The sequence below is a fragment of the Bradyrhizobium sp. USDA 4501 genome (assembly GCF_054062115.1).
In genome coordinates, this window is the sequence record NZ_JBSSEX010000001.1 from 3,982,835 (window position 1) to 4,005,077 (window position 22,243).

Genomic DNA, 22,243 nt, shown 5'->3' on the forward strand with positions numbered 1-22,243 from the left:
CGCCTTAAACTGTCATTCCGGGGCGCCTCGTCAGAGGCGAACCCGGAATCTCGATCCATCATCTCCAGATCCCGGGTTCGCGCCGGTGGCGCGCCCCGGAATGACCTCCCGCCTCAGGTTCCGGTGGAGAAGAAGGAGGCGAGGCGGGTCTGGATGTTGTCGGCGATCTCCTGCGCGGCGCGGTCCTCGGCGTCGCGGAAGGCGCGGGCGCGGGCGAAGCGCTGGTAGGAGCCGGGCATGTCATAGGACACGCGCGAGAACGTGGTGCCGGTCATGACCGACTTGTTCGAGGCGATCTCGATCAGGTTGAACTGGGCGTCGATGGCGTAGTTCTCGCTGGTCGGCAGCGCGGTGGCCGGATCGATCATCAGCGAGGAGCGGCTGGTGTTGAAGCGCAGCACCAGCCGATGCGTAGGCGGCATGCCGGTGGCGGTGCCGTAGAGCTTGAAGGCGAGGGCGTTGCGGACCTCGACGCCAACCCGGGCCTCGCGCGAGGCGTTCGGCTTGTCGACCGGCGGAACCTCGACGCCCATCAGCTTTTCGCGCAGCGCGGACGACTGGCCGTCAAGGGTACGCTCGGCATACATCGGCTGGAAGCATCCGGCCGTCAGCGCGGCCAAGGCAGCCACGGCCACGAGCCGGGCGGCGATCCTGATCCTAGCCGACAACATTGACGATCCTCATGGGCACCACGATCACCTTGCGGACGGGTTTGCCGCCTAAGGCGGCTTTTACCGCATCGAGCGCCAAAACGGCAGCCTCTATATCCGCATTTTGGGCCGCCCGTGGCACGGTAACATCACCTCGTTTTTTACCGTTGACCTGGACAACCAGGGTCACGCTGTCTTCGACCAGCAAATCGCGCTCGATTTGCGGCCAATCGGCCTCGGAAACCAGCCCGGTCTGGCCCAGAACCACCCAGCACTCCTCGGCCAGATGCGGCATCATCGGCGAAAACAGCTGCACCAGGATGGTCGCCGCCTCCTTGACGGCCCAAGAAACATCTGGAGCCAGGTCCGGCGCCGGCTTGTCGCCCTTTGCCAGCACCTCGGACAGCGCATTGGCGAACTCGCGGATATGGGCGAGACACACGTTGAAATGCAGCCGCTCGATCCCGGACGACACCTTGTCGAGCGCGCCATGGGCGGCCTTGCGCAGCGCCAGCGCCTCGGCTCCGAACGTGGCCGGCCGGGCCGCCGGCGCCGTCTTGGCAATCTCGGCCGATTCGTTCACCAGCCGCCACAGCCGCTGCACGAAGCGTGAGGCGCCCTGCACGCGCTCGTCGCTCCAGATCACGTCGCGGTCCGGCGGCGAGTCCGACAGCATGAACCAGCGCGCGACGTCGGCGCCGTAGCTCGCGATGATGTCGTCGGGGTCGACGGTGTTCTTCTTCGACTTCGACATCTTCTCGATCGGGCCGATCGCGACGTCCTCGCCGGTCGCCATCAGCACCGCGCGGCGGCCGTTGCCGCCAACCTCGATCTTCACCTCGGCCGGCGTGACCCAGCTGCCGTCGGCCTTCTGGTACGTCTCGTGCACCACCATGCCCTGGGTGAACATGCCGGCGAACGGCTCGCTCATGTCGACGTGGCCGGTGGCCTTCATCGCGCGGGTGAAGAAGCGGCTGTAGAGCAGATGCAGGATCGCGTGCTCGACGCCGCCGATATACTGATCGACCGGCATCATCCGGTTGGCGACCGCAGGCGTGGTCGGCGCGGTCTCGTTCCACGGGTCGGTGAAGCGCGCGAAATACCAGGACGAGTCCACGAAGGTGTCCATCGTGTCGGTCTCGCGCACGGCCTTGGCCCCGCACTTCGGGCAGCTGACGTGCTTCCAGGTCGGGTGATGGTCGAGCGCGTTGCCCGGCTTGTCGAAGCTGACATCCTCCGGCAGCGTCACCGGCAGCTGGTCGTCGGGCACCGGCACCACGTCGCATTTCGGGCAGTGGATCACCGGGATCGGGCAGCCCCAGTAGCGCTGGCGCGAAATGCCCCAGTCGCGCAGGCGGAAATTCACCTGCCGCTCGCCGACCGGCGCATTACCGCGGACTTCGCTTTCCAGCCGCTTGGCGACCTCTTCCTTGGCCGCTTCGATGGTCATGCCGTCGAGGAAGCGCGAATTGATCATGCGGCCGTCGCCGTCATAGGCGACGTCGGTGATGACGAACGTCTTCGGGTCCTGGCCCTCGGGGCAGACCACCGGCGTATTGCCGAGATTGTACTTGTTGACGAAGTCGAGGTCGCGCTGGTCGTGCGCCGGGCAGCCGAAGATCGCGCCGGTGCCGTATTCCATCAGCACGAAGTTCGCGACATAGACCGGCAGCTTCCAGCTCGGATCGAACGGATGCACCGCCTTGATGCCCGTGTCGAAACCCTGCTTCTCGGCGGTGTCGATGATCGACTGCGCGGTGCCGATCTTCTTGATGTCGGCGATGAACTCCGCGAGCTTCGGGTTCTTCGCGGCAGCCGCTACCGCCAGCGGATGATCCGCCGAGATCGCCATGAACTTGGCGCCGAACAGCGTGTCCGGCCGCGTGGTGAAGATCTTCAGCTCGCTCTCGCCGGCCGGCGTCGTCGCCGCATCCAGCGCAAAGCGGATCAACAGGCCCTCGGAGCGGCCGATCCAGTTGCGCTGCATCAGCCGCACCTTGTCGGGCCAGCGGTCGAGACCATCCAGCGCTTCCAGGAGCTCCTGCGAGTACTTCGTGATCTTGAAGACCCACTGGCTCATCTCGCGCTGCTCGACGACGGCGCCCGAGCGCCAGCCACGGCCGTCGATCACCTGCTCGTTGGCGAGCACGGTCATGTCGACCGGATCCCAGTTCAGCTTGCGCTTCTCGCGCTCGGCGAGGCCGGCGCGCAGCATGTCCAAAAACATCTTCTGCTGATGCTTGTAGTAGCCGGGGTCGCAGGTCGCGAACTCGCGCGACCAGTCGAGCGACAGCCCGATCGACCGCAGCTGTTTCTTCATCGCGGCGATGTTGTCGTAGGTCCAGGCCTTCGGCGCCACCTTGCGCTCGATCGCGGCATTCTCCGCCGGCAGGCCGAACGCGTCCCAGCCCATCGGGTGCAGCACGTTGTAGCCCCTGGCGCGCATGAAGCGGGCCAGCACGTCGCCGAGCGTGTAGTTGCGGACATGGCCGATATGGATGCGCCCCGACGGATAGGGGAACATCTCGAGCACGTAGTATTTCGGCCGCGGATCGTCGTTCTTGGAGGCGAAGATCGCCTTTTCGTCCCACAGGCGCTGCCAGCGGGGCTCGGATTCACGGGCGTTGTAGCGTTCGGCGGTCATGAAATCGCAAGGATTTTGGGTGGCTTTGGGTGGTTTTCGGGTCCCGTCCGGGGACGGCGGACTAGGCCACAAAAGCGCCTGCGCGGTCAACGGCTTGGGGCCTCCAAACGTCCCATTCCCCTCGCGCAGCCGCCCTGCCGCTGTCGCAGGGGCGCCGTCTGCAGCCTTCTCGACGTCCTGGCGAAGGCCTGGACCACAGAGCTTTGTCGAGGAAGGGATCGTGGCCCCAGCTTCGCGCAATAATAAACGGTGGGGGTAATGGGTCCTGGCCTTCGGCAGGACGACGCTGAATATGCGGCGTCGCCGATGGTCATGGTTCCGCGCTCATGGCGCGGCTCGATCACGCACGATCTCAACTCGCCAGCGCCATCCCGGCTTCGTCCAGCGTCTGCAGGAAGCCGTGCTCGATCACGGCGTTCCTGCCGCGGCGCTTGGCGGCGTAGAGGGCGGCATCTGCCGCTTCGATCAGGTCGCCGGGGCGCTGGGTCTCGTTCGGTCTGGTCGTCGCGACGCCGACGCTGACGGTGACGACGCAATGGCTCGAGGACGCGTGCGGCACGGCGAGGCCGAGCACGGCGGTGCGCACGGTCTCGCCGATCGCGAGCGCATGCGCGGCGTCGGTGTTCGGCAGCAAGAGGCAGAATTCCTCGCCGCCATAGCGGCCGGCGAAGCCCATGGTGTCGGCGGCGATCCCCGACAGCACTTCGCCGATTCGGGTCAGGCAGGCATCGCCTTCGGGATGGCCGTAGGTGTCGTTGTAGAGCTTGAAGTGATCGACATCGATCATCATCAGCGACAGCTCGCATTCATATTGCTGCGCCCGCATCCACTCGAAGTCGAGCCGGCTCTGGAAGCCGCGGCGATTGGCAAGGCCGGACAGCGCATCGATCGAGGCCATCACGGTGAGACGATCGTTGGAGGCGACCAGCTCGCGCTCGCGCTGGCTGAGCTGCGCCGCCATCGCGTTGAAGGCACGCGCCAGCGGCACGAATTCCGCCGGCAGCTTGTGCTTGGCGACGCGCGCCGACCAGTCGCCCTCGCCGAACCGCCGCGCCATGCCGGTCATCAGCTCGATCGGATGGATGACGAGCCGCTCGGCGCCGACCAGGGCGCCCAACAAGACGAAAAGGCAGACAAATCCAAGCTGCAGATAGGCGGTGCGGATCTCGCGGTTGATCGCCGCCGTCACCTTGGCCTCGTCCATGCTCACGATCAGCCGGGACTGCGTGCCGGCGATGTGCGCGAAGCTCAGCGTGCGCTGTGCGCCGTCGGACGCGGTGAACGACACCGAGCCGGACGGCTCGTCATAGCTCAGCGCCTTCTCGGCGATCGCTGCCATCAGCGGGATGGTGTCGAGCGAGCGGCCGATCAGGCTCGCATGATCGGCGGGCGCGGCGATCACGACGCCGGTAGAGTCGACCAGCACGGCCGACATGCCGGGCTGGCCGCCGAGATTGGCCATGATCTGCGACAGCCAGTCGATATTGATGCCGGCGACCACGACGGCATCCTGCTCCGGATTGATCGCGGCGACCGGATAGGCGGCCATCATCATCGGGCGGCCATTGGTCCTGCCGCGCAGATAGTCGCTGAACACGAAGTCGCGGTTGTCCTGCGCCTTCTTGAAATATTCGCGGTCGCCGACATTGAGGCCGACCTGGACGTTGAGGGTCGAGCATTGCACCAGCCCGTCCCTGGAAACGAACATGATGCTGCGGATCCAGGGCAGCACCGTCGGCAGGCTGGCGCGCAGCACCTCGCAGCTCTGCGCGATGCCGCCGGAGGCGCGGATATAGGCTGCGGATTTCAGCATGGTCTCGACCGAGGAGACCACCTCGCGCTGGGTTTCCGCGGCATGCGCGGTGAGGCTGGCATAGCCGGCCGCGGCCTGCGCGATCTGCTTGCTGCGGGAATCCTCCAGCGTGCGGACGCGGTCCAGCATCAGGGGCGCGACCAGCATCAGCGCAAGCAAGGCCAGCCGGGCACGAATTCCCAGAACCTTCTTGAGCCTGACCCGGTTGCGGTTGAAAGTAACGCCCGACATTCTATTCCCTTGCCCGTGCGCAAGTTAGAATGCAGGGCTTCAAAAAGCCTTTCCCGAATTTGGTAAAATTCGAGCCAACCCCCCCGCACCTGTCAGAGAACGGCACAAGCATGACGCAAAGCCCGACCACGCCGTTACCGGCCGATTCACCACATGGCCTCGCCGCCGTCGAACGCGAGATCGTCCATGCCTGCAAGGAAGCGCGGCGCGACCGCACGTCGGTGACCTTGATCGCGGTGTCGAAGACGTTCGCGGCCGACGCAATTTTGCCGATTATCGGCGCCGGACAGCGCGTATTTGGCGAAAATCGCGTGCAGGAGGCCAAGGGCAAGTGGCCGGCGCTAACCCAGGCTCATCCGGGATTGCAGCTGCATCTGATCGGACCGTTGCAGTCGAACAAGGCCAAGGAGGCCGTCGCGCTGTTCGATGCGATCCATTCGGTCGATCGCGCCAGCATTTGCGAAGCGTTAGCCAAGGAAATCAAAAATCAAGGCAAGCACCCGGAACTGTTCGTCCAGATCAATACCGGCGAGGAGCCGCAGAAGGCCGGCGTCGCGCCGCAGGACGCAGATACCTTCATCGCGGCATGCCGTGACACCTACGGCCTGCAGATATCAGGACTGATGTGCATCCCGCCGGTCGACCAGGCGCCGGCGCCGCACTTCGCGCTCTGCGCCAAGATCGCCGCGCGCAACGGGCTGACGAATCTCTCGATGGGCATGAGCGCGGACTTTGCCGTCGCGATCCAGATGGGGGCCACCCATGTGCGGGTGGGCTCGGCGATCTTCGGGACGCGGACGGTGCCGCATAACTGACTGTCGTCCCCTGCTTTTGAAAGCAGGGACGACAGCGGTGTGTGTGGCGCGTGCGCGGCGCCTACACGAACCGCACCGACACTTTTCCGATCGCGCCAAAATCGGCGGCGAATTTATCGCCGGCGGTGATCGGCAGCGGGGGATGGCAGGTGCCTGTGGTGACGACTTCCTCTGCCCGCAAGGTCAGCCCGAGCGCGCGCAGCTCGTTGGCGCACCAGGCGAGCGCTGCGCAGGGATCGCCGAGCACGTTCTTGCCGTGGCCGATATAGCGCTCGCCGCGCAGCGTGATGACCGGGCGGTCCTCGACCAGGTCGATCGCGCGCCAGTCGGCTGAGGTTGGGGGTCCGAGCACGAACAGATGCGCGCAGGCATTGTCGGCGATCAGCTGCGCTTCGCCGGCGGCGACGAAATCGGCGAAACGCGAATCCGGAATCTCGATCGCCGGATGCAGCGTGCCGACGGCCTCCAGCACCTCCTGCACGCTGTACGGCGTCGTGCGCGGCGCGAGATCGCGCGCCATGCGGAAGGCGTATTCCGGCTCGCCGACGCGCATCTCGTTGCCCTGCATCGACGCGGTGCCGCCATCCGGTATCACCGTCTCGGCAAGGATGCGCCCGGCGAGCGGTCCGGCGACATTGATGTGCTTCTGGCCGGCCGCGCTGGTCGCCGCGATCTTCCAGCCGAACAGTTTTTTGCGCGACGTCTTTTCCAGTTCGGCCTGCACCGCATAGCCCTCGGCACGATCGCGCGGCCGAATGGCGACATCGAGCGCTGCGAGCTTGGTGCCGGCGTGCCAGTGATCGTGCAGGACCTTCGAGGCGGCGGCGATCTTGTTGTTGTCGAGCATGCTGTTTCGCTCCCCGCGGGAATTATTTTCTGTTGTGCACGATCTCAGCACAAACGCGTCGCGTCTGTCGCGTGGGAAAACCGATGCTGAGCTATTCCACCACCCTACTCAATAACGATCCGGGTCTGCGGCGACATCCGCCGCAACAGCCGCAGCATCGAGGTCTTCGTCATCGAGACGCAGCCCGCGGTCGGCGAGAAATTCGGCCGCGCCAGATGCAGGAACACCGCGCTGCCGCGGCCGGCGACGCGCGGTGCGGCGTTGTGATCGATCTCGATAATGAAGTCGTAGAGATGGTCCTCGCGAGTCAGGCGGTCGCCGCCTTGCATCCGATCGAGCCGGATCGGCTGGTTGTAGTGACGGTCGGCGGGGTCCTCGCACCAGGCGTCCTCGCGGTGGATCGGCCGGGTCGGCAGGAAAGTCGTCGGACGCTGGTGCCGGTCGGCGCGCCACCAGAGCTGGCGCGGATGGAAAACGCCGCGCGGCGTGCCGCCGTCGCCCTCGCGCTTGTTGGCGAGGATTCCGCCGCGCCCGAGCGCCACCGGCACGGTCCAGCCGTCAGCCGACAGCCAGCCCCGGCGCGGGTCGCCGGCGGCTGCTCGGACCTCGATGATGGAGAGCGGGCGATCACGTTTGGCTGTCATATAAGTGATTGAAATAGCTGACCTTCCCCTAAGAATCGTTCCAAACTGAGCTTGCCTTGGAGGTTCAGAACATCCTATCTCCCGGCATTACAGGACATTCACGTCCTGCCCCGCCGGATTTGAGGTAGACTGCGTTGCCTTGTGAATCGGTAACAATCGCCTACCTGAACACATATCTAGCCGATGTTACGGCCATAAGCGTCCTCTGCTTCTGACCGCCCGCCCCCGAAGGATTATACCTATGGCCAATGCCCGCAAGATCTTGATCGTGGATGACGATACCGATCTGCGCGATACGCTGGTCGAGCAGCTGTCGCTGCACGAGGAATTCGAAGCCTCCGCAGTCGACACCGGCGCCAAGGGCGCCACTGCCGCCAAAGCTAATTCCCCCGATCTGGTCCTGATGGACGTCGGCCTGCCCGACACCGATGGCCGCGAAGTGGTCCGCTCGCTCCGCAAGGGCGGCTTCAAGGCTCCGATCATCATGCTGACCGGCCACGACACCGATTCCGATACGATCCTGGGGCTCGAATCCGGCGCCAACGACTATGTGGCGAAGCCATTCCGCTTCGCGGTGCTGCTGGCCCGGATCCGGGCGCAGCTCCGCCAGCACGAGGCCAGCGAGGACGCGGTGTTCTCGGTCGGTCCGTACTCGTTCCGGCCCGGCTCGAAGATGCTGACCGGCGCCAATGCCAGGAAGGTGCGGCTGACCGAGAAGGAAACCGCGATCCTCCGCTTCCTCTACCGCGCCGGCCAGATGCCGGTGTCGCGCGAGACCCTGCTCCAGGAAGTCTGGGGCTACAATTCCGGTGTCACCACCCATACGCTGGAAACCCACATCTACCGCCTCCGCCAGAAGATCGAGAAGGACGCCGCCAGCCCGGAAATCCTGGTGACGGAAGCCGGTGGCTACAAGCTGGTGCCGTGATACGCTTTGCGCTCAACGATTCGTGAAATCGAGGCGCACCGCGGTTACCGGACCTGAATGTCGATCGATGATGACGTAGCCCTGCTCGAGCGGGTCCCGACAATGCGTCTGTTGGGCGAAAGCTCCTTGCGCATGCTGGCGATCGGCTCCGAGCAACGTGATTTCAACGCAGGCGACGTGCTGTTCAAGGCCGGCGACGCCGCGGACGCCGGCTATGTCGTGCAGCGAGGCACCTTCCGCGTCGAGGAAGGCGGCGCCGAGATCATCGCCGGTCCCGGCGCGCTGATCGGCGAGCTCGCATTGATCGTCGCGATGAAGCGGCCATCGACCGCCACCGCGCTGGAGCGCGGCTCGGTGATCCGAGTCGCGCGCAGCCTGTTCCAGCGCGTGCTGGAAAGCGATCCCGCCGCGGCCCTTCGGCTGCGCGACGAGCTCGCGCTGCGCACCAGCCAGCTCGCAAGCGATATCCTGATGGCGAGCGGGAAGCTGAGTACGTGATCTTTCCGCGCGTCATTCCGCAAGGTCATTGAACCGTCACCCTGAGGTGCGAGCCTTGCGGCGCAATTGCGCCGCTGGGCGAGCCTCGAAGGGTCGACGGCCACCAGCCGGGCCGTGCACCCTTCGAGACGCGCGTTCCGCGCTCCTCAGGATGACGGGTCGAGGGTCGGCGGCGCCCTTAAACCTCCATCACCGCCGTCACCGGCACGTGGTCCGACGGGCGCTCCCAGCTGCGGGCGTCGCGGGTGATCTTGAAATCGCTGACCTGATCCTTCAGCGCGCGCGAGACCCAGATGTGATCGAGCCGTCGGCCGCGATCGCCGACGGTCCAGTCCGCCGCGCGGTAGCTCCACCAGGTGTAGACCTTTTCCGACATCGGGATCCGCTCGCGCGCGATGTCGAACCATTCGCCATGCGCCTGCGCGGCGAGCAGCTTCTCGGTCTCGACCGGCGTGTGCGAGACCACCTTGAGCAGCTGCTTGTGCGACCACACGTCGTTCTCATGCGGCGCGACGTTGAGGTCGCCGACCAGGATGTGGCGGTCGTCGCCGCGCGGATGCAGCGGCTCGCAGGCCTTCATCTCGTCGAGGAATTGCAGCTTGTGCTCGAATTTCGGATTGAGCGCGGGATCGGGAATGTCGCCGCCGGCCGGCACGTAGAAATTATGCAGCACCAGCGGCTTTGACAGCTGCGCCTTCTCGCCGAAGGACACCGAGATGTGTCGTGAATCGATCTTGTCGCAGAACGTCCTGATGTCGGTCGTCTCGAACGGCAGGCGCGAGACGATGGCGACGCCGTGATAGCCCTTCTGTCCGTTCAGCGCGACGTGCTCATAGCCGAGCCGCTTGAAGCGCTTGAGCGGAAACGCATCGTCGATGCATTTGGTCTCTTGCAGGCACAGCACATCCGGCCGCGCGCTCTTGATGAACTTGGCGACGGTGTCGATGCGCAGGCGCACCGAGTTGATATTCCAGGTGGTGACGGAGAACCGCATGAGAGGTGCGTCTTAGCACGGTTCTCGGTGCGGATTTCAATTGTCCACAGGGAGGCTCCCACCTCGCCCCGCTTGCGGGGAGAGGTCGGATCGCATGGAGCGAAGCGCAATGTGATCCGGGTGAGGGGGACTCTCCGCGTACTCGCGTCTTTCGGATTCGTGGAGGCAGCCCCTCACCCAACCCTCCAAGAGCGAGCTTCGCTCGTCTCGACCCCGCAAGAGCGGGGCGGGGGAGAAGGAAAGGCGGTCAGCCCGGCGAGGTGCCGGGATAGGTCGTGAAGTCGATCTTGAACAGCGCCGGATCGGGCTTCTGCGTCGCGTCGAGATTGTAGACCGCAACTGTCGTGTCGTAGCCCTGCGGGTCGGTAACGGTCCACTGCTTGAGCTTGCCGTCCTTGGCGCCGATCATCAGCAGGAAGCGGCTGGTGCCGACCAGCGCCTGCTTTTCCTCGATCGTGATGCTGACGAACACGTCGTCGGCGGTGACGCTGATGACGTTGGTGTCCTTCATCAGGTCGATGCGGTCCGACAGCAGATAGCGCAGCGGGGTCTGCGACAGCGGATAGACGTCCTGGGTGGCGAGCCTGCGGTCGCGCACCGCGACCGAGGAGCCGTCCGCGATCACCTCGATCGGGCTCGGATCGTCATATTCGAAGCGCAGCTTGCCGGGCTTCTGGATGTAGAAATCGCCCTTGGTCTTGGTGCCGTCGGGGCCGACCTGGACGAAATTTCCGACCAGCGTTTGCAGCGACGAGAGATAGGCCGAGACCTTGGCAGCCTGCGCCTTCTGGTTGGCGTCGAAGGTCTGGAAGATGTTGGCGGGCACGTTGCGGCGCGGATCGGGAATCACCGGGTTCGGCGGTGCCTGGGTGGCGCCCGTCGTCGTCGGACCCTTGTCCGCATTGGTCTGCGCGCCAGCGTCCTTCTTTGGCGCAGCCTTGGATCCGGCGTTGGGCGCGGGCTTCGGGGGCGGCGCATTCTGCGCAGTCGCAGCGCCGGCGATCGCGGCGGTGACGAGAAGAGCGAGCGCAGTGCGCGTGCCGCGGTCAATGAGGTGTTTTGCCATCAGATATGTCAGGTCTCTGTTCGACGTCGTCCCGCTGCGCCGGATTTTATCCCGCCTCTTCCGAGGGAGATATGGTTTTTCCGTGATGATCGTCCCCGATCAGAACTGGCCTTCTTCCTCCCCGACCAGGATTTCGCGCTTTCCGGCGTGATTCGCCGGACCGACGATGCCCTCAAGTTCCATCCGCTCCATCAGCGAGGCCGCGCGGTTATAGCCGATCTGCAGCCGGCGCTGAATGTAGGAGGTCGACGCCTTGCGGTCGCGCTTGACGATCGCAACCGCCTGCGTGAACAGATCGCCGCCGCCGTCGCCGCCCATGCCGGTGGCATCGAACACGGCGCCGTCCTCGTCGGTCGGCTCTTCCGCGGTGACGGCTTCGAGATACTCCGGTGCGCCTTGCGTTTTGAGGTGACGCACGACCTTCTCGACTTCCTCGTCCGAGGCGAACGGTCCGTGCACGCGGCTGATGCGGCCGCCGCCCGCCATGTAGAGCATGTCGCCCTGGCCGAGCAGCTGCTCGGCGCCCATCTCGCCAAGGATGGTGCGGCTGTCGATCTTCGACGTCACCTGGAAGGCGATCCGGGTCGGGAAGTTCGCCTTGATCGTGCCGGTGATGACGTCGACCGACGGACGCTGCGTGGCGAGGATGACATGCAGGCCGGCGGCGCGCGCCATCTGCGCGAGGCGCTGCACCGCGCCTTCGATATCCTTGCCGGCGACCATCATCAGGTCGGCCATCTCGTCGACGATGATGACGATGTAGGGCAGCGGCTCGAGGTCGAGCTTCTCTTCCTCGTAGATCGCCTTGCCGCTCTCTTTGTCGAAGCCGGTGTGGACGGTGCGCGTCAGCTCTTCGCCCTTGGCCTTGGCTTCGACCAGGCGCGCATTGTAGCCGTCGATGTTGCGCACGCCGAGCTTGGCCATCCGCTTGTAGCGCTCTTCCATCTCGCGCACGGCCCATTTCAGCGCCACCACCGCCTTCTTCGGATCGGTGACGACGGGCGTCAACAGATGCGGGATGCCGTCATAGACGGAGAGTTCGAGCATCTTCGGATCCACCATGATCAGGCGGCATTGATCCGGCCGCAGCCGGTAGACCAGGCTCAGGATCATGGTGTTGATCGCGACCGATTTACCGGAGCCGGTGGTGCCGGCGATCAGCATATGCGGCGTGCGCGCCAGATCGATGATGACGGGGTCGCCGCCGATCGTCTTGCCGAGGCACAGCGGCAGCTTCGCAACCGAATCGACGCTTTCCTTGGCGACCAGAAGCTCGCGCAGATAGACCTTCTCGCGATGCGCGTTCGGCAGCTCGATGCCGATCGCGTTACGGCCGGCGACGACCGCGACGCGGGCCGACAGCGCGCTCATCGAGCGCGCGATGTCGTCGGACAACCCGATCACGCGCGACGACTTGATGCCGGGCGCCGGTTCGAGCTCGTACAGCGTGACCACCGGGCCGGGATTGGCCTTGACGATCTCGCCGCGCACGCCGAAGTCCTGCAGCACGCCCTCGAGCGAGCGCGAATTGGCTTCGAGCTCGGCCTTGCTCAGCGGCTGTCGATCGCTGGCTTTCGGCGCGCTGAGCACGGAGACCGAGGGCAGCTCGAACTTGTCGGAATTCTTCTTCTTCGGCTTCGGCTCGGCCTTCTTGCGCGGGGCGCGGGCGGCGGGAGCTTCGTCCTCCTCGTCCTCCTCTTCCTCCTCGTCGTTGAAAGCCTCAGCCTCGTCCTCATCATGGTCTTCATGCGCCGGTGCGATCGAGGGCGCCGAGCGGCCGCCGCCGATATTCGGCTCCTGGCGCTCGAACGCGGCGCTGCGGCCCTGGGCTCCGCTCGAGACCAGCGATTTGTAGGCGGTGGTCAGCAGCCAGCCGAGCCGCGCTTTCGCGCTCATCAGCGCATGGAACAGCCAGCCCAGCGAGACCGAGCTGCGGTCGTTGTCTTCGTCCTCGACGAACGGCTCGTCATCGTCGGAGATCGGCGTCAGCTCGTCGTCCTGCTCCTTGGCGCCCCAGCCGCAGGCGAACAGGAAGCTTGCCGCCATCGCGACGAACAGGATCAGGCCGAGCACGACGCGATAGATGAAGCCGGGCGGGCCGAACACGACGGCCGGCGCACGCAGCAGCGCGTCGCCGACCACGCCGCCGAGCCCGGTCGGCAGCGGCCATGCGGTGTTGTGCGGCCAGCAGCTGGCGAAGCCCGCCGCGATCACCGTGCACAGGATCCAGCAGCCGAGCCGCAGCGCCTCGCGGTCGAACGGGCGATGCGTCAGCATCCGCCAGCCCCACACCGCGACCGGCAGCAGCAGCATGATCGCGCCGAGACCGAGAATCTGCATCAGGAGGTCGGCGCCGATCGCGCCGGGATAGCCGAGCACGTTGCGGATCGCGCGCGAGGTGGCGTGGCTCAGCGACGGATCCTGCACCGACCAGGTCATCAGCGCCGCCGTGATGGCGCCGGACAGCGCGATCAGGCCGAGCCCGGTGAGTTCGCGCAGCCGTCGCGCCAGCGCCTCGCGGAGCGAGAGCGGCAGATGGCCGACCAGGGGGATGACACGTTCGATCGCTGGCATACTCAATCTTCGCGCTTCGCGATTAACCCAGGGTTTCGACCAGGCGATGCATCGCCTCGGCCGTCGATTCACTGTCGGAGACGAGCGCAAGGCGGATATAGCCCGCGCCCGGATTGGAACCGTCGGTCTGCTGGCGCGCCAGATAGCTGCCGGGAATCACGCGCACGCCGGCGTCGCGATAGAGCCTGACCGCCGCAGCCTCGTCGCCGCCGCGCCCGGAGACGTCGAGCCAGACGCAGAAGCCGCCGGCGGGACGCTTGTAGCCGTAGCGGTTGCCGAGGATCTGGTCGGCGAAATCGAACTTGATGCGATAGAGCCGGCGGTTCTCCTCGACATGCGCCTCGTCGCTATAGGCGGCGACCGCGACATGCTGCAGCGGCACCGGCACCTGCGGTGCGGCGACATTGCGCAGCTCGTGGAATGCGGCCAGAAACTTCCTATCGCCCGCGGCAAAGCCGACGCGCATGCCCGGCAGGTTCGAGCGCTTCGACAGCGACTGGAACGCCACGACATTGCTGAAGTCGGGACCGGCGCATTCGAGAATGCTGCCCGGCGCCTCGCGGGTGTAGATTTCCGAGTAGCACTCGTCGCTCAGGATGATGAAGCCATAGCGATCGGCGAGCTCTTTCAGCCGTGTGAAGTAGGCGCGCGAGGCGACCGAGCCCTGCGGATTGGCGGGCGAGGCGATGAAGAACGCGACGGTGCGCGCCAGCGTCGCCTCGTCGATCGAATCGAGGTCGGGCAGGAAACCGTTAGCGAGCGTGGTCGGCAGGTAGATCTGCTCGCAGCCGGCCGCGCGGGCGCCGGCGCCATAGGCCGGATAGAACGGGTTCGGCATCAGGATCGCCGGCCGGCCCTTGCGCGGCGCGACGTAGCGCGAGGCTGATATCGCGGCAAAGAACAGCCCCTCGCGGCTGCCGTTCAGCACCATCACCTCGCTCTCCGGATCGACCGGTCGCGGCAACTGGAACCGGCTTCCCAGCCAGGTCGCGACGGCGCGGCGGAACGGTTCGATGCCCTTGGCGATCGGGTATCGGCCGAATTCGGCGGTATGTTTTGCCAGCACCGGCCCGACGAAATCGGGCACCGGGTGCTGCGGCTCGCCTAATGACAACGTAATCAAGGGCTTGGCAGGCTGATACGGCGCCAGCAGCTCGGTCGTGCGCAGGAAAGGGGAACGCTCGGCCTGGCCGGCGGATGCGACATCGCCGGCGCCCTGCGCCAAGCCGGATGAGGCGGTCATTGCCATGATTGAAATGCCAGCACTTTCACTGCGGTCGGAGGGTAGGGGCGCCGACCGTAAACCGATCAAGTCACCATAGATAGGGCGAGGTTAAGACGCGATTAACCATCGGCGGTGCGGCACGATCGGCCGACGCGTGATATCCGCGCTGATCCCAAGGCACCGCATCGAAATTGCTCCGAGACATGATCCACCGCCGCGCCGTCCGGGCGCTGATCATCACCGGCGAGCGCGAAGTCCTGCTGATGCGGATTCGCTCGCCGCACGGCGGCGACTGCTTCTGGATCGCGCCGGGCGGCGGCGTCGAGGGCGACGAGACGGCTGAAGCGACGTTGCAGCGGGAACTGGCCGAGGAGTTGGGGCTGATCGATTTCGAGCCCGGGCCCGCCGTCTGGCGGCGGCACCACACCTTCAACTGGGGCGGCAGGCGGATTTCCCAGAAAGAGGAATACCGGATCGTTCACGCGGATCGCTTCACGCCGGTGATGGCCGACGAGGCCGAGGCGCGCGTGCTCGATTGCTTCCGCTGGTGGTCGATCGCCGACCTACCCGGTGCGAGCGAGCGCCTGACGCCGCTGTCGCTTGCCGACATCCTGGAGCGCTATTTGCGCGACGGCGCACCGAGCGAGCTGCCGGATGAGGGAGTTTTGATCGACTGACGCGGCTCCATGGCGTGACCCACAACTTGTCATGCCCGGGCTTGACCCGGGCATCCATCGACTAGGCCAGAGTCTTGCGAAGCGGGATGGATGGCCGGGTCAGGCCCGGCCATGACGATTCGAATTTGCCGGTCGATCCGGGCTACGCGCGCGACGCGTGACGGCTACCGCGCTGGCAACTTCTCGAACGACGGCTTGCCCTCGGGCACGTGGTGGAAGGTCTGCTTGTCGCAGGTGTAGATCGTCATCTGCGGGGTGAACACCGAGGGGTCGTCGAAGGTGCCGACCTTCAGGATGGTGGCGGGCAGGCCCGGCACCTTGGTCACGAGATGCGTGCCGCATTCCGGGCAGAACTCCCGCGTCACGGCGCGGTCGAGATCCTTGCGGGTGAACTGCTTGGGCTCGCTGGCGGTGTATTTGAAGCCGGTGGTCGGCATCGCCATGAACATGTTCGGTCCGCCGCCCGTGATGTACTGGCATTCGCGGCACAGGCACTGCGCCGCCATCATCGGCTCGCCCTCGGCCTCATAGCGCACGTTGCCGCAATAGCACCTGCCTTGCACCTTCATGACGTCCTCCCGTTTTCGTTGTTTGTAGCCTGTCATTCCACAATGGCAGGCAATTCCGACAATATTTTCTCAAGCCGCGGAAAAAAGAAAGGGGCCCCAGCTTGCGCTGGAGCCCCTCAACGGCCCGGACATTGCCGGGTATGTGTCCGGACCGTAGTTCTGGACCCGGCCCCGGAGGGAGCCAGAGTCCCGGGAGAACTCACATGTTGTAGGCGCGCTCCGTATGCTCGGTGATGTCGAGGCCTTCACGCTCGGTCTCGACGTTGGCGCGCAGGCCGACGATCACGTCGACGATCTTGTAGAGGATCGCCGAACCGATGCCCGACCACACCAGCGTGGTGCAGACGCCCCAGACCTGCGAGATCATCTGCGCCGCGAAGTCATAATCGGCGACCTTCGGCGGGATCGCGGTGTAGTCGATGATGCCTGCACCGCCGAGCGCCGGGTTGACCAGGATGCCGGTGCCGAGCGCGCCGACAATTCCGCCGACGCAGTGGACGCCGAACACGTCGAGCGAGTCGTCATAGCCGAGCGCGTTCTTCACGACCGTGCAGAAGAACAGGCAGACCACGCCGACCACGAGGCCGAGCACGATGGCGCCCATTGGGCCGGCATAGCCGGCCGCCGGGGTCACCGCGACGAGGCCCGCGACCGCGCCCGAGAGCGCGCCGAGCAGCGAGGGATGGCCCTTGATGATCCATTCCGCGAACATCCAGGCCAGCGCCGCCGCGGCAGTGGCCACGAACGAGTTGGTCATGGCGAGCGCAGCGCCGCCATTGGCTTCGAGGTTGGAGCCGGCGTTGAAACCGAACCAGCCGACCCAGAGCAGCGAGGCGCCGATCATGGTCATGGTCAGCGAGTGCGGAGCCATCAGCTCCTTGCCGTAGCCGGTCCGCTTGCCGATCAGCAGCGCGCCGACCAGGCCGGCGATACCCGCGTTGATGTGCACGACGGTGCCGCCCGCGAAGTCGATCGCGCCCTTCTTGAAGATCCAGCCGGCATCGGCGTTGATCTCGTCGAGCTTGGCCTGCGCCGCGGTCTTGGCCGCGCCGTCAGCCGCGGCGGCGAGCGCCTTGGCGGCATCCTGGATCGCGTCCGGGCCCGGCCAGTACCAGACCATGTGCGCGATCGGGAAATAGATCAGCGTCACCCAGAGCGGGATGAACAGCGCGATCGCCGCGAACTTCATGCGTTCGGCGAAGGCGCCGACGATGAGGGCCGGCGTGATCGCCGCGAACGTCATCTGGAAGCACATATAGATGAGTTCCGAGATGTTGGCGTCGACCGAGAAGGTCGCCGCCTTCGAGTCCGGCGTGATGCCCATCAGGAAGGCCTTGGAGAAGCCGCCGATGAAGTCGGAACCGCCGGTGAAAGCGAGGCTGTAGCCGTAGAGGGCCCAGAGCACGGTGACGAGGCAGACCGTGTAGAACACCTGCGCCAGCACCGAGAGCATGTTCTTGGAGCGGACCAAGCCGCCATAGAACAGCGCGAGGCCCGGGATGGTCATCAGCAGCACCAGCACCGTCGAGGTCAGCATCCAGGCGTTGTCGCCCTTGTTGACGGTCGGCTCGGCGTAGGCGGCGGTCGCGGCGAACAGGCCGACTGCAAGGGCCGCCAGTCCCGCGCCATAGGGACGCTTGAACGTCATGTTATTTCACTCCTGAGGTCTTAAGGTTTGAGCGCGAAATCAGAGGGCCGCTGCATCGGCCTCGCCGGTGCGGATGCGCACGGCGTGTTCGAGGCTGATGACGAAGATCTTGCCGTCGCCGATCTGGCCGGTCTTGGCGGCGGAGGTGATGGCGTCGATGGTCTTGTCGACCTGATCGGAGTTGACCGCGACCTCGATCTTGATCTTCGGCAGGAAGCTCACGGCATATTCGGCGCCGCGATAGATTTCCGTGTGACCCTTCTGACGGCCGTACCCCTTGACTTCCGTCACCGTGAGACCGTGAACGCCAATGGCGGTCAGGGCGTCACGGACCTCTTCCAGCTTGAATGGCTTAATGATCGCCATAACAATTTTCATGAGTCCTATCCCCGCTTGGGCCCGGTGCGAATGAACACCGGGAGTTTCGACTGAGGTTCACCACGCGGAGGACATCCACTACGCGGGCACAGCCTGGAGCCTTAGAATCAAATGCCGTGCCAAACGGCCGGAGCTCGCTAATGGATTATGAATCCGGACCTTTTCCCGCTTTACGGGTGGGAGGTGCCCCTGCGCTATTCCGCCGCGCCTAAAATATGGTCAGATCTGTCTAGAACGCAGGCACGGCTAACTCCGGACACAATTCTGCTCAGCCGCGGGGCAGCAGGCGGTATCCGGCGAGGGCTTCCGGGCCCGCCCCGCGGTCCGCGAACACCCTCTCGATCATTTCGCCATTGGCGTCTGTCGGACGATTGCGCGATGGGAATTTGATGTTGGGCTTCATCGGCTTGTTTGGGTTCCCACCCGAAACGGGACCGGCGCGAAGACAGTTGCGGGCATCCTCGCCGCGTCGTTCTGCGCGAAGCGGACAAGGGCTCGCATCAGGTACGCCCGCCCGGACAGCAATGCTGGACTTTTGCCGGCGCTCGTTACCGATCGTTAGCTGTCTGTAACATTGTCGTTCCGGCGTTAACGCCGCGGTTGCCGTCGTTGCGCTATTGCCGCCGCATAAGAACTTCAATGACAGGTGGGGCAACCAATGATTGATCGTATCCGCGCGCTGCTCGAGCAGCAGCCGATGATTTCGCTGGATTTCAACACAATCACCGACGACACGAATCTCTATGACGCAGGGCTGACATCCTTCGCCACGGTGCAGGTGATGCTGGCGCTCGAGGAAGAGTTCAACATCGAATTTCCCGAAACGATGCTCACGCGACGGACCTTCTCGTCGCTCGCCAACGTCGCGGACGCCGTTTCACGGCTGACACAGCGGGCGGCGTAAGACCATGAGCGTGGTGAGAAAGATAGAGCCCGTGCCGGCCTCTGCCGCCACGCCGGCCGAGCGCATGCGTCGGGTCGCCAAGGTCGCGGCGCAGCAGGTCGATGCGGTAGACCGTGAGGGCCGCTTCCCGGCCGATACCATCGAAGCATTGAAGCGCGAGCGCCTGCTCGGCGTCGCGATTCCCGTCGAGCATGGCGGGGAGGCATTGGGCACGATGGAGATCGCGGAGCTGATCGTTCAGCTCGCCCAGGCCTGCGGCTCGAGCGCCATGATCTACGCCATGCACCAGATCAAGACGTCGAGCTTCGTCAGCCATGGCGGCGCCAGCGACTGGCATCTGGCCTATATGCGCCGCATTGCGGCGGAGCAGTTGCTGATGGCCTCGGCGACCACGGAAGCCGGCATCGGCGGCAATCTGCGCAATTCGATCTGTGCGGTCGAAGTGGCAGACGGCCGCTTCTCGCTGACAAAGGAAGCAACCGTTATTTCCTACGGCCGCCACGCCGACGCGATTCTTGCCACGGCGCGGCGCGCTCCCGACGCGGCAAGCTCCGATCAGGTGATGGTTGTCATTCCCGCGGACCTGAGCCGCACGCTGGAGCGCACCTCCGTATGGGATACGCTCGGAATGCGCGGCACCTGTTCGGACGGTTTTCATCTCGTCGCGCACGGTGACGCGGCGCAGATTTTCCCCAAGCCGTTCTCGGAGATCGCGGCACAGTCGATGCTGGCGAGCTCGCATATCTTCTGGGCAGCGACCTGGTTCGGTATCGCCACCGATGCCTTCAATCGCGCGCAAGCATTCGTCAAGGCTGCGGCGCGCAAGCAGGCGGATGGAAGTCTGCCCCCGGGCGCGCTTCGGCTCGCCGAGGCGGCCGCCCTACTTCAGGAGATGAAGGGTCATCTCACGGCGGCCATTGACCGCTTCGATGCGGCCAAGGGTAATGACGACGCGCTCTCCTCGATTGGCTTTACCGCCGAGATCAACGCGTTGAAGGTCGCTGCGAGCGAGAAGGCCGGGGCGATCGTGCGGCTCGCCATGCTGGTCAACGGCATCGTCGGCTACAAGAACGGCACGCCGTTCAGCGTCGGCAGGCACCTGCGCGATGTGAGCTCAGCGCCGCTGATGATTTCGAACGACCGTATTCTTTCCAACACCGCGACGCTCCTGCTGATGAGCCGCTTTGACACCAGCCTGAGAGGTTGAGATGGACGCCAAGACGTTCGATGCCAAGAGCCTGCTCGATACACTGTTCGACAAGAGCATCCTGTTCAAGACCGGAGTAGACGGGCTTTATGGCCGCTCCGGCGTTTTCGAAGACGTGATCGAGCGCTTTGAGCGGCTCGTGACCAGCATCGGAGCGCCAGACAAGGCAACCCGCATCCACTTCCCACCGGGCATGAGCCGCGCCACGCTTGAAGGCAGTGGCTATATGAAAAGCTTCCCCCAGCTTGCAGGCTGCGTACATTCCTTCATGGGCGGCGAGCGCGAGCATGCGCAGCTTCTCGGCATGATGGCTGCGGGAGAGGACTGGACCGAACTGCAGCAGGCGACGAACGTCGTGCTGACGCCAGCCGCCTGCTATCCGCTCTATCCGACCGTTGCCGCGCGCGGTCCGGTGCCCGATGACGGTGTGCTGTTCGAGCTTTCCTCCTATTGCTTCCGTCATGAGCCTTCCAAGGATCCCGCGCGCATGCAGCTGTTCCGCATGCGCGAATTCGTCCGCATCGGTACGGCCGAGCAGGTGTGCGCCTTCCGCGAAAGCTGGCTGGAGCGCGGCAAGGCGATGATCGAATCCCTCGACCTGCCCTGCGAGGTTGATCTCGCCAACGATCCGTTCTTCGGTCGCGGCGGCAAGATGATGGCCAACAACCAGCGCGACGAGGGACTCAAGTTCGAGCTGCTGATCCCGGTGACCAGCATCGAGAAACCGACGGCCTGCTTGTCCTTCAACTATCATCGCGACCATTTTGGCCAGACCTGGGGCCTCAAATTCGCGGATGGCAGCCTGTGCCACTCGGCCTGCGTCGGCTTCGGGCTGGAGCGCGTGGCGCTCGCGCTGTTCCGCCATCACGGCCCTGACGTCGAGGCATGGCCGGCTTCCGTGCGTGACACGCTTTGGGGCAACTGAAATGCAGAGTGCCATCGCCGGGCTCGATCCGGCCGACTACAAGCCGCACCGGCTACACGATCCGGAGCGGCGATGGCCGCAGACCAACTGCTATGTCGATCTGCTGATCGAGGTGATGCATGCGACCGGGAATGACCCGGCCGCGGCGCTCGGCTTCACCGTCGCGCAGGATTTCGAAGGCGACCAGTTCACGTTCTTCAAATTCCCGACGGCCGATCTGCAGCGATTGGCCGGCCTGGATATCCAGGAACTGTCCGTGTTCGATCGTCTGGAGGCGCACGTTCTCAACCAGATCGAGCGCGGGCGGCTGCCGCTGGTCGAGGTCGATGCCTTCTACCTGCCCGACACGAAGGGCATCACCTATCGCAGTGGCCATTCCAAGACGACGATCGGCGTCAACGTCCTCGTTCCCGGGCGCCGCCACATGGCCTACTTCCACAACGACGGCTACTTCGCCCTGGACGGCGAGGACTATGACGGCATTTTCGAGCAGCGCAACGGCGCGCCGGCCGGCGGCCTGCCGCTGTTTCCCTATGCCGAGTTCGTCAAGTTCGACACCACGCGCCCCTCGCGCGATCCGGTCAGTGCGGCCACGGAAATCCTCGCGCAGCATCTCCGGCGCAGGCCGAAGCGCAATCCGCTCGATGCCTATGCGGCCGTGTTCGGCGGCCATGCCGAGGCACTGGCTGCCCGGTCACCGGAGTATTTTCACATCTACGCCTTCAACACATTGCGGCAGGTGGGCGCCAATTTCGAACTCCTCTCCAGTCATCTGGAATGGCTGGGACGGCGCGGCGAGACCGGTCTGGCCGAGGCGATCGAAGCCGCCGCGGCAATCGCCGAGGGCGCCAAGGTCATGCAATTCAAGCTCGCCCGCGCCATGGCCCGGCATCGGTTCGATGGGCTCGCGGACGCCATCGGGCCGATGGCCAAGGCCTGGCAAACGGTGATGGACGCTCTGGACAGTCGCATGGCGGATCTCGCCAGCAAGGCAGCGTAGGACCGG

General features: G+C 65.1%; 20 protein-coding genes. 8 read left to right on the forward strand and 12 right to left on the reverse strand.

Features of this window, described 5'->3' with window-relative positions; genetic code table 11:
• Positions 1 to 113: 113 nt before the first annotated feature.
• The 3 genes from lptE to ACVWZM_RS18310 all read right to left on the reverse strand — a co-directional run bounded on the left by lptE (position 114) and on the right by ACVWZM_RS18310 (position 5,338).
• On the reverse strand, positions 114 to 671 hold the full coding sequence (lptE, locus tag ACVWZM_RS18300) for an LPS assembly lipoprotein LptE (RefSeq protein ID WP_076833672.1): 558 nt from the start codon (positions 669 to 671) through the stop codon (positions 114 to 116).
• Positions 658 to 3,294 (reverse strand): leucine--tRNA ligase, encoded by a 2,637-nt coding sequence (gene leuS, locus ACVWZM_RS18305; protein WP_310883453.1) that lies wholly within the window; start codon positions 3,292 to 3,294, stop codon positions 658 to 660. The genes lptE and leuS overlap by 14 nt, the downstream gene beginning before the upstream one ends.
• A gap of 352 nt (positions 3,295 to 3,646) precedes the next feature.
• Positions 3,647 to 5,338, reverse strand: a complete 1,692-nt coding sequence (locus tag ACVWZM_RS18310; RefSeq protein WP_057020326.1) for a sensor domain-containing diguanylate cyclase — start codon at positions 5,336 to 5,338, stop codon at positions 3,647 to 3,649.
• Between the two features lie 110 nt (positions 5,339 to 5,448).
• Here ACVWZM_RS18310 and ACVWZM_RS18315 point away from each other — a divergent pair, with 110 nt between their 5' ends.
• The gene (locus ACVWZM_RS18315; RefSeq protein WP_057020325.1) at positions 5,449 to 6,153 is read left to right on the forward strand and encodes a YggS family pyridoxal phosphate-dependent enzyme; all 705 of its coding nucleotides are present in this window, start codon (positions 5,449 to 5,451) and stop codon (positions 6,151 to 6,153) included.
• Between the two features lie 61 nt (positions 6,154 to 6,214).
• Here ACVWZM_RS18315 and ACVWZM_RS18320 read toward each other — a convergent pair whose 3' ends face one another.
• Together ACVWZM_RS18320 and ACVWZM_RS18325 are read right to left on the reverse strand one after the other, a co-directional pair.
• Positions 6,215 to 7,000, reverse strand: a complete 786-nt coding sequence (locus ACVWZM_RS18320; protein ID WP_057020324.1) for a 2-keto-4-pentenoate hydratase — start codon at positions 6,998 to 7,000, stop codon at positions 6,215 to 6,217.
• A 104-nt stretch (positions 7,001 to 7,104) separates the two neighbouring features.
• Positions 7,105 to 7,644 (reverse strand): L,D-transpeptidase family protein, encoded by a 540-nt coding sequence (locus ACVWZM_RS18325; protein ID WP_057020323.1) that lies wholly within the window; start codon positions 7,642 to 7,644, stop codon positions 7,105 to 7,107.
• A gap of 241 nt (positions 7,645 to 7,885) precedes the next feature.
• Here ACVWZM_RS18325 and ACVWZM_RS18330 point away from each other — a divergent pair, with 241 nt between their 5' ends.
• Both ACVWZM_RS18330 and ACVWZM_RS18335 read left to right on the forward strand, forming a co-directional pair.
• Positions 7,886 to 8,572 carry a response regulator transcription factor gene (locus ACVWZM_RS18330; RefSeq protein ID WP_057020322.1) on the forward strand — a complete coding sequence of 229 codons (687 nt, stop codon included), beginning with the start codon at positions 7,886 to 7,888 and terminating at the stop codon, positions 8,570 to 8,572.
• Positions 8,573 to 8,629: 57 nt separating this feature from the next.
• The gene (locus tag ACVWZM_RS18335) at positions 8,630 to 9,070 is read left to right on the forward strand and encodes a cyclic nucleotide-binding domain-containing protein (protein WP_057020321.1); all 441 of its coding nucleotides are present in this window, start codon (positions 8,630 to 8,632) and stop codon (positions 9,068 to 9,070) included.
• Between the two features lie 178 nt (positions 9,071 to 9,248).
• Here ACVWZM_RS18335 and ACVWZM_RS18340 read toward each other — a convergent pair whose 3' ends face one another.
• The 4 genes from ACVWZM_RS18340 to ACVWZM_RS18355 form a co-directional block, all read right to left on the reverse strand.
• Positions 9,249 to 10,064, reverse strand: a complete 816-nt coding sequence (locus ACVWZM_RS18340) for an exodeoxyribonuclease III (protein ID WP_028335822.1) — start codon at positions 10,062 to 10,064, stop codon at positions 9,249 to 9,251.
• A gap of 247 nt (positions 10,065 to 10,311) precedes the next feature.
• Positions 10,312 to 11,130 (reverse strand): outer membrane lipoprotein carrier protein LolA, encoded by an 819-nt coding sequence (locus tag ACVWZM_RS18345; protein WP_028335823.1) that lies wholly within the window; start codon positions 11,128 to 11,130, stop codon positions 10,312 to 10,314.
• A gap of 99 nt (positions 11,131 to 11,229) precedes the next feature.
• On the reverse strand, positions 11,230 to 13,710 hold the full coding sequence (locus ACVWZM_RS18350) for a DNA translocase FtsK (RefSeq protein WP_057020319.1): 2,481 nt from the start codon (positions 13,708 to 13,710) through the stop codon (positions 11,230 to 11,232).
• 16 nt (positions 13,711 to 13,726) lie between these two features.
• Positions 13,727 to 14,953 (reverse strand): aminotransferase class I/II-fold pyridoxal phosphate-dependent enzyme, encoded by a 1,227-nt coding sequence (locus ACVWZM_RS18355; protein WP_057020318.1) that lies wholly within the window; start codon positions 14,951 to 14,953, stop codon positions 13,727 to 13,729.
• Positions 14,954 to 15,132: 179 nt separating this feature from the next.
• Between ACVWZM_RS18355 and ACVWZM_RS18360 the strand changes: the two genes are divergently transcribed.
• Positions 15,133 to 15,606: an NUDIX hydrolase gene (locus tag ACVWZM_RS18360; RefSeq protein ID WP_456854124.1), complete on the forward strand. Its 474-nt coding sequence runs from the start codon at positions 15,133 to 15,135 to the stop codon at positions 15,604 to 15,606.
• A gap of 164 nt (positions 15,607 to 15,770) precedes the next feature.
• Here the strand turns inward: ACVWZM_RS18360 and ACVWZM_RS18365 are convergent, their stop codons facing one another.
• The 3 genes from ACVWZM_RS18365 to ACVWZM_RS18375 form a co-directional block, all read right to left on the reverse strand.
• Positions 15,771 to 16,175 carry a GFA family protein gene (locus tag ACVWZM_RS18365; protein WP_456854126.1) on the reverse strand — a complete coding sequence of 135 codons (405 nt, stop codon included), beginning with the start codon at positions 16,173 to 16,175 and terminating at the stop codon, positions 15,771 to 15,773.
• A 199-nt stretch (positions 16,176 to 16,374) separates the two neighbouring features.
• Positions 16,375 to 17,823, reverse strand: coding sequence for an ammonium transporter (locus tag ACVWZM_RS18370; protein ID WP_456854128.1), 1,449 nt, complete (start codon positions 17,821 to 17,823; stop codon positions 16,375 to 16,377).
• Between the two features lie 39 nt (positions 17,824 to 17,862).
• Positions 17,863 to 18,201, reverse strand: coding sequence for a P-II family nitrogen regulator (locus ACVWZM_RS18375; RefSeq protein ID WP_024583097.1), 339 nt, complete (start codon positions 18,199 to 18,201; stop codon positions 17,863 to 17,865).
• A gap of 658 nt (positions 18,202 to 18,859) precedes the next feature.
• Between ACVWZM_RS18375 and ACVWZM_RS18380 the strand changes: the two genes are divergently transcribed.
• Genes ACVWZM_RS18380 through ACVWZM_RS18395 form a run of 4 tightly spaced genes read left to right on the forward strand, consistent with a single transcriptional unit; the run spans position 18,860 to position 22,237 of the window.
• Positions 18,860 to 19,105 carry an acyl carrier protein gene (locus ACVWZM_RS18380; RefSeq protein WP_229192078.1) on the forward strand — a complete coding sequence of 82 codons (246 nt, stop codon included), beginning with the start codon at positions 18,860 to 18,862 and terminating at the stop codon, positions 19,103 to 19,105.
• A gap of 4 nt (positions 19,106 to 19,109) precedes the next feature.
• Positions 19,110 to 20,312, forward strand: coding sequence for an acyl-CoA dehydrogenase family protein (locus ACVWZM_RS18385; RefSeq protein ID WP_456854131.1), 1,203 nt, complete (start codon positions 19,110 to 19,112; stop codon positions 20,310 to 20,312).
• Between the two features lies 1 nt (position 20,313).
• Entirely contained in the window at positions 20,314 to 21,237 is a 924-nt protein-coding gene (locus tag ACVWZM_RS18390; RefSeq protein WP_057020313.1) for an amino acid--[acyl-carrier-protein] ligase, read from the forward strand.
• Position 21,238: 1 nt separating this feature from the next.
• Positions 21,239 to 22,237, forward strand: a complete 999-nt coding sequence (locus tag ACVWZM_RS18395; RefSeq protein ID WP_456854133.1) for a DUF1839 family protein — start codon at positions 21,239 to 21,241, stop codon at positions 22,235 to 22,237.
• Positions 22,238 to 22,243: the final 6 nt, after the last annotated feature.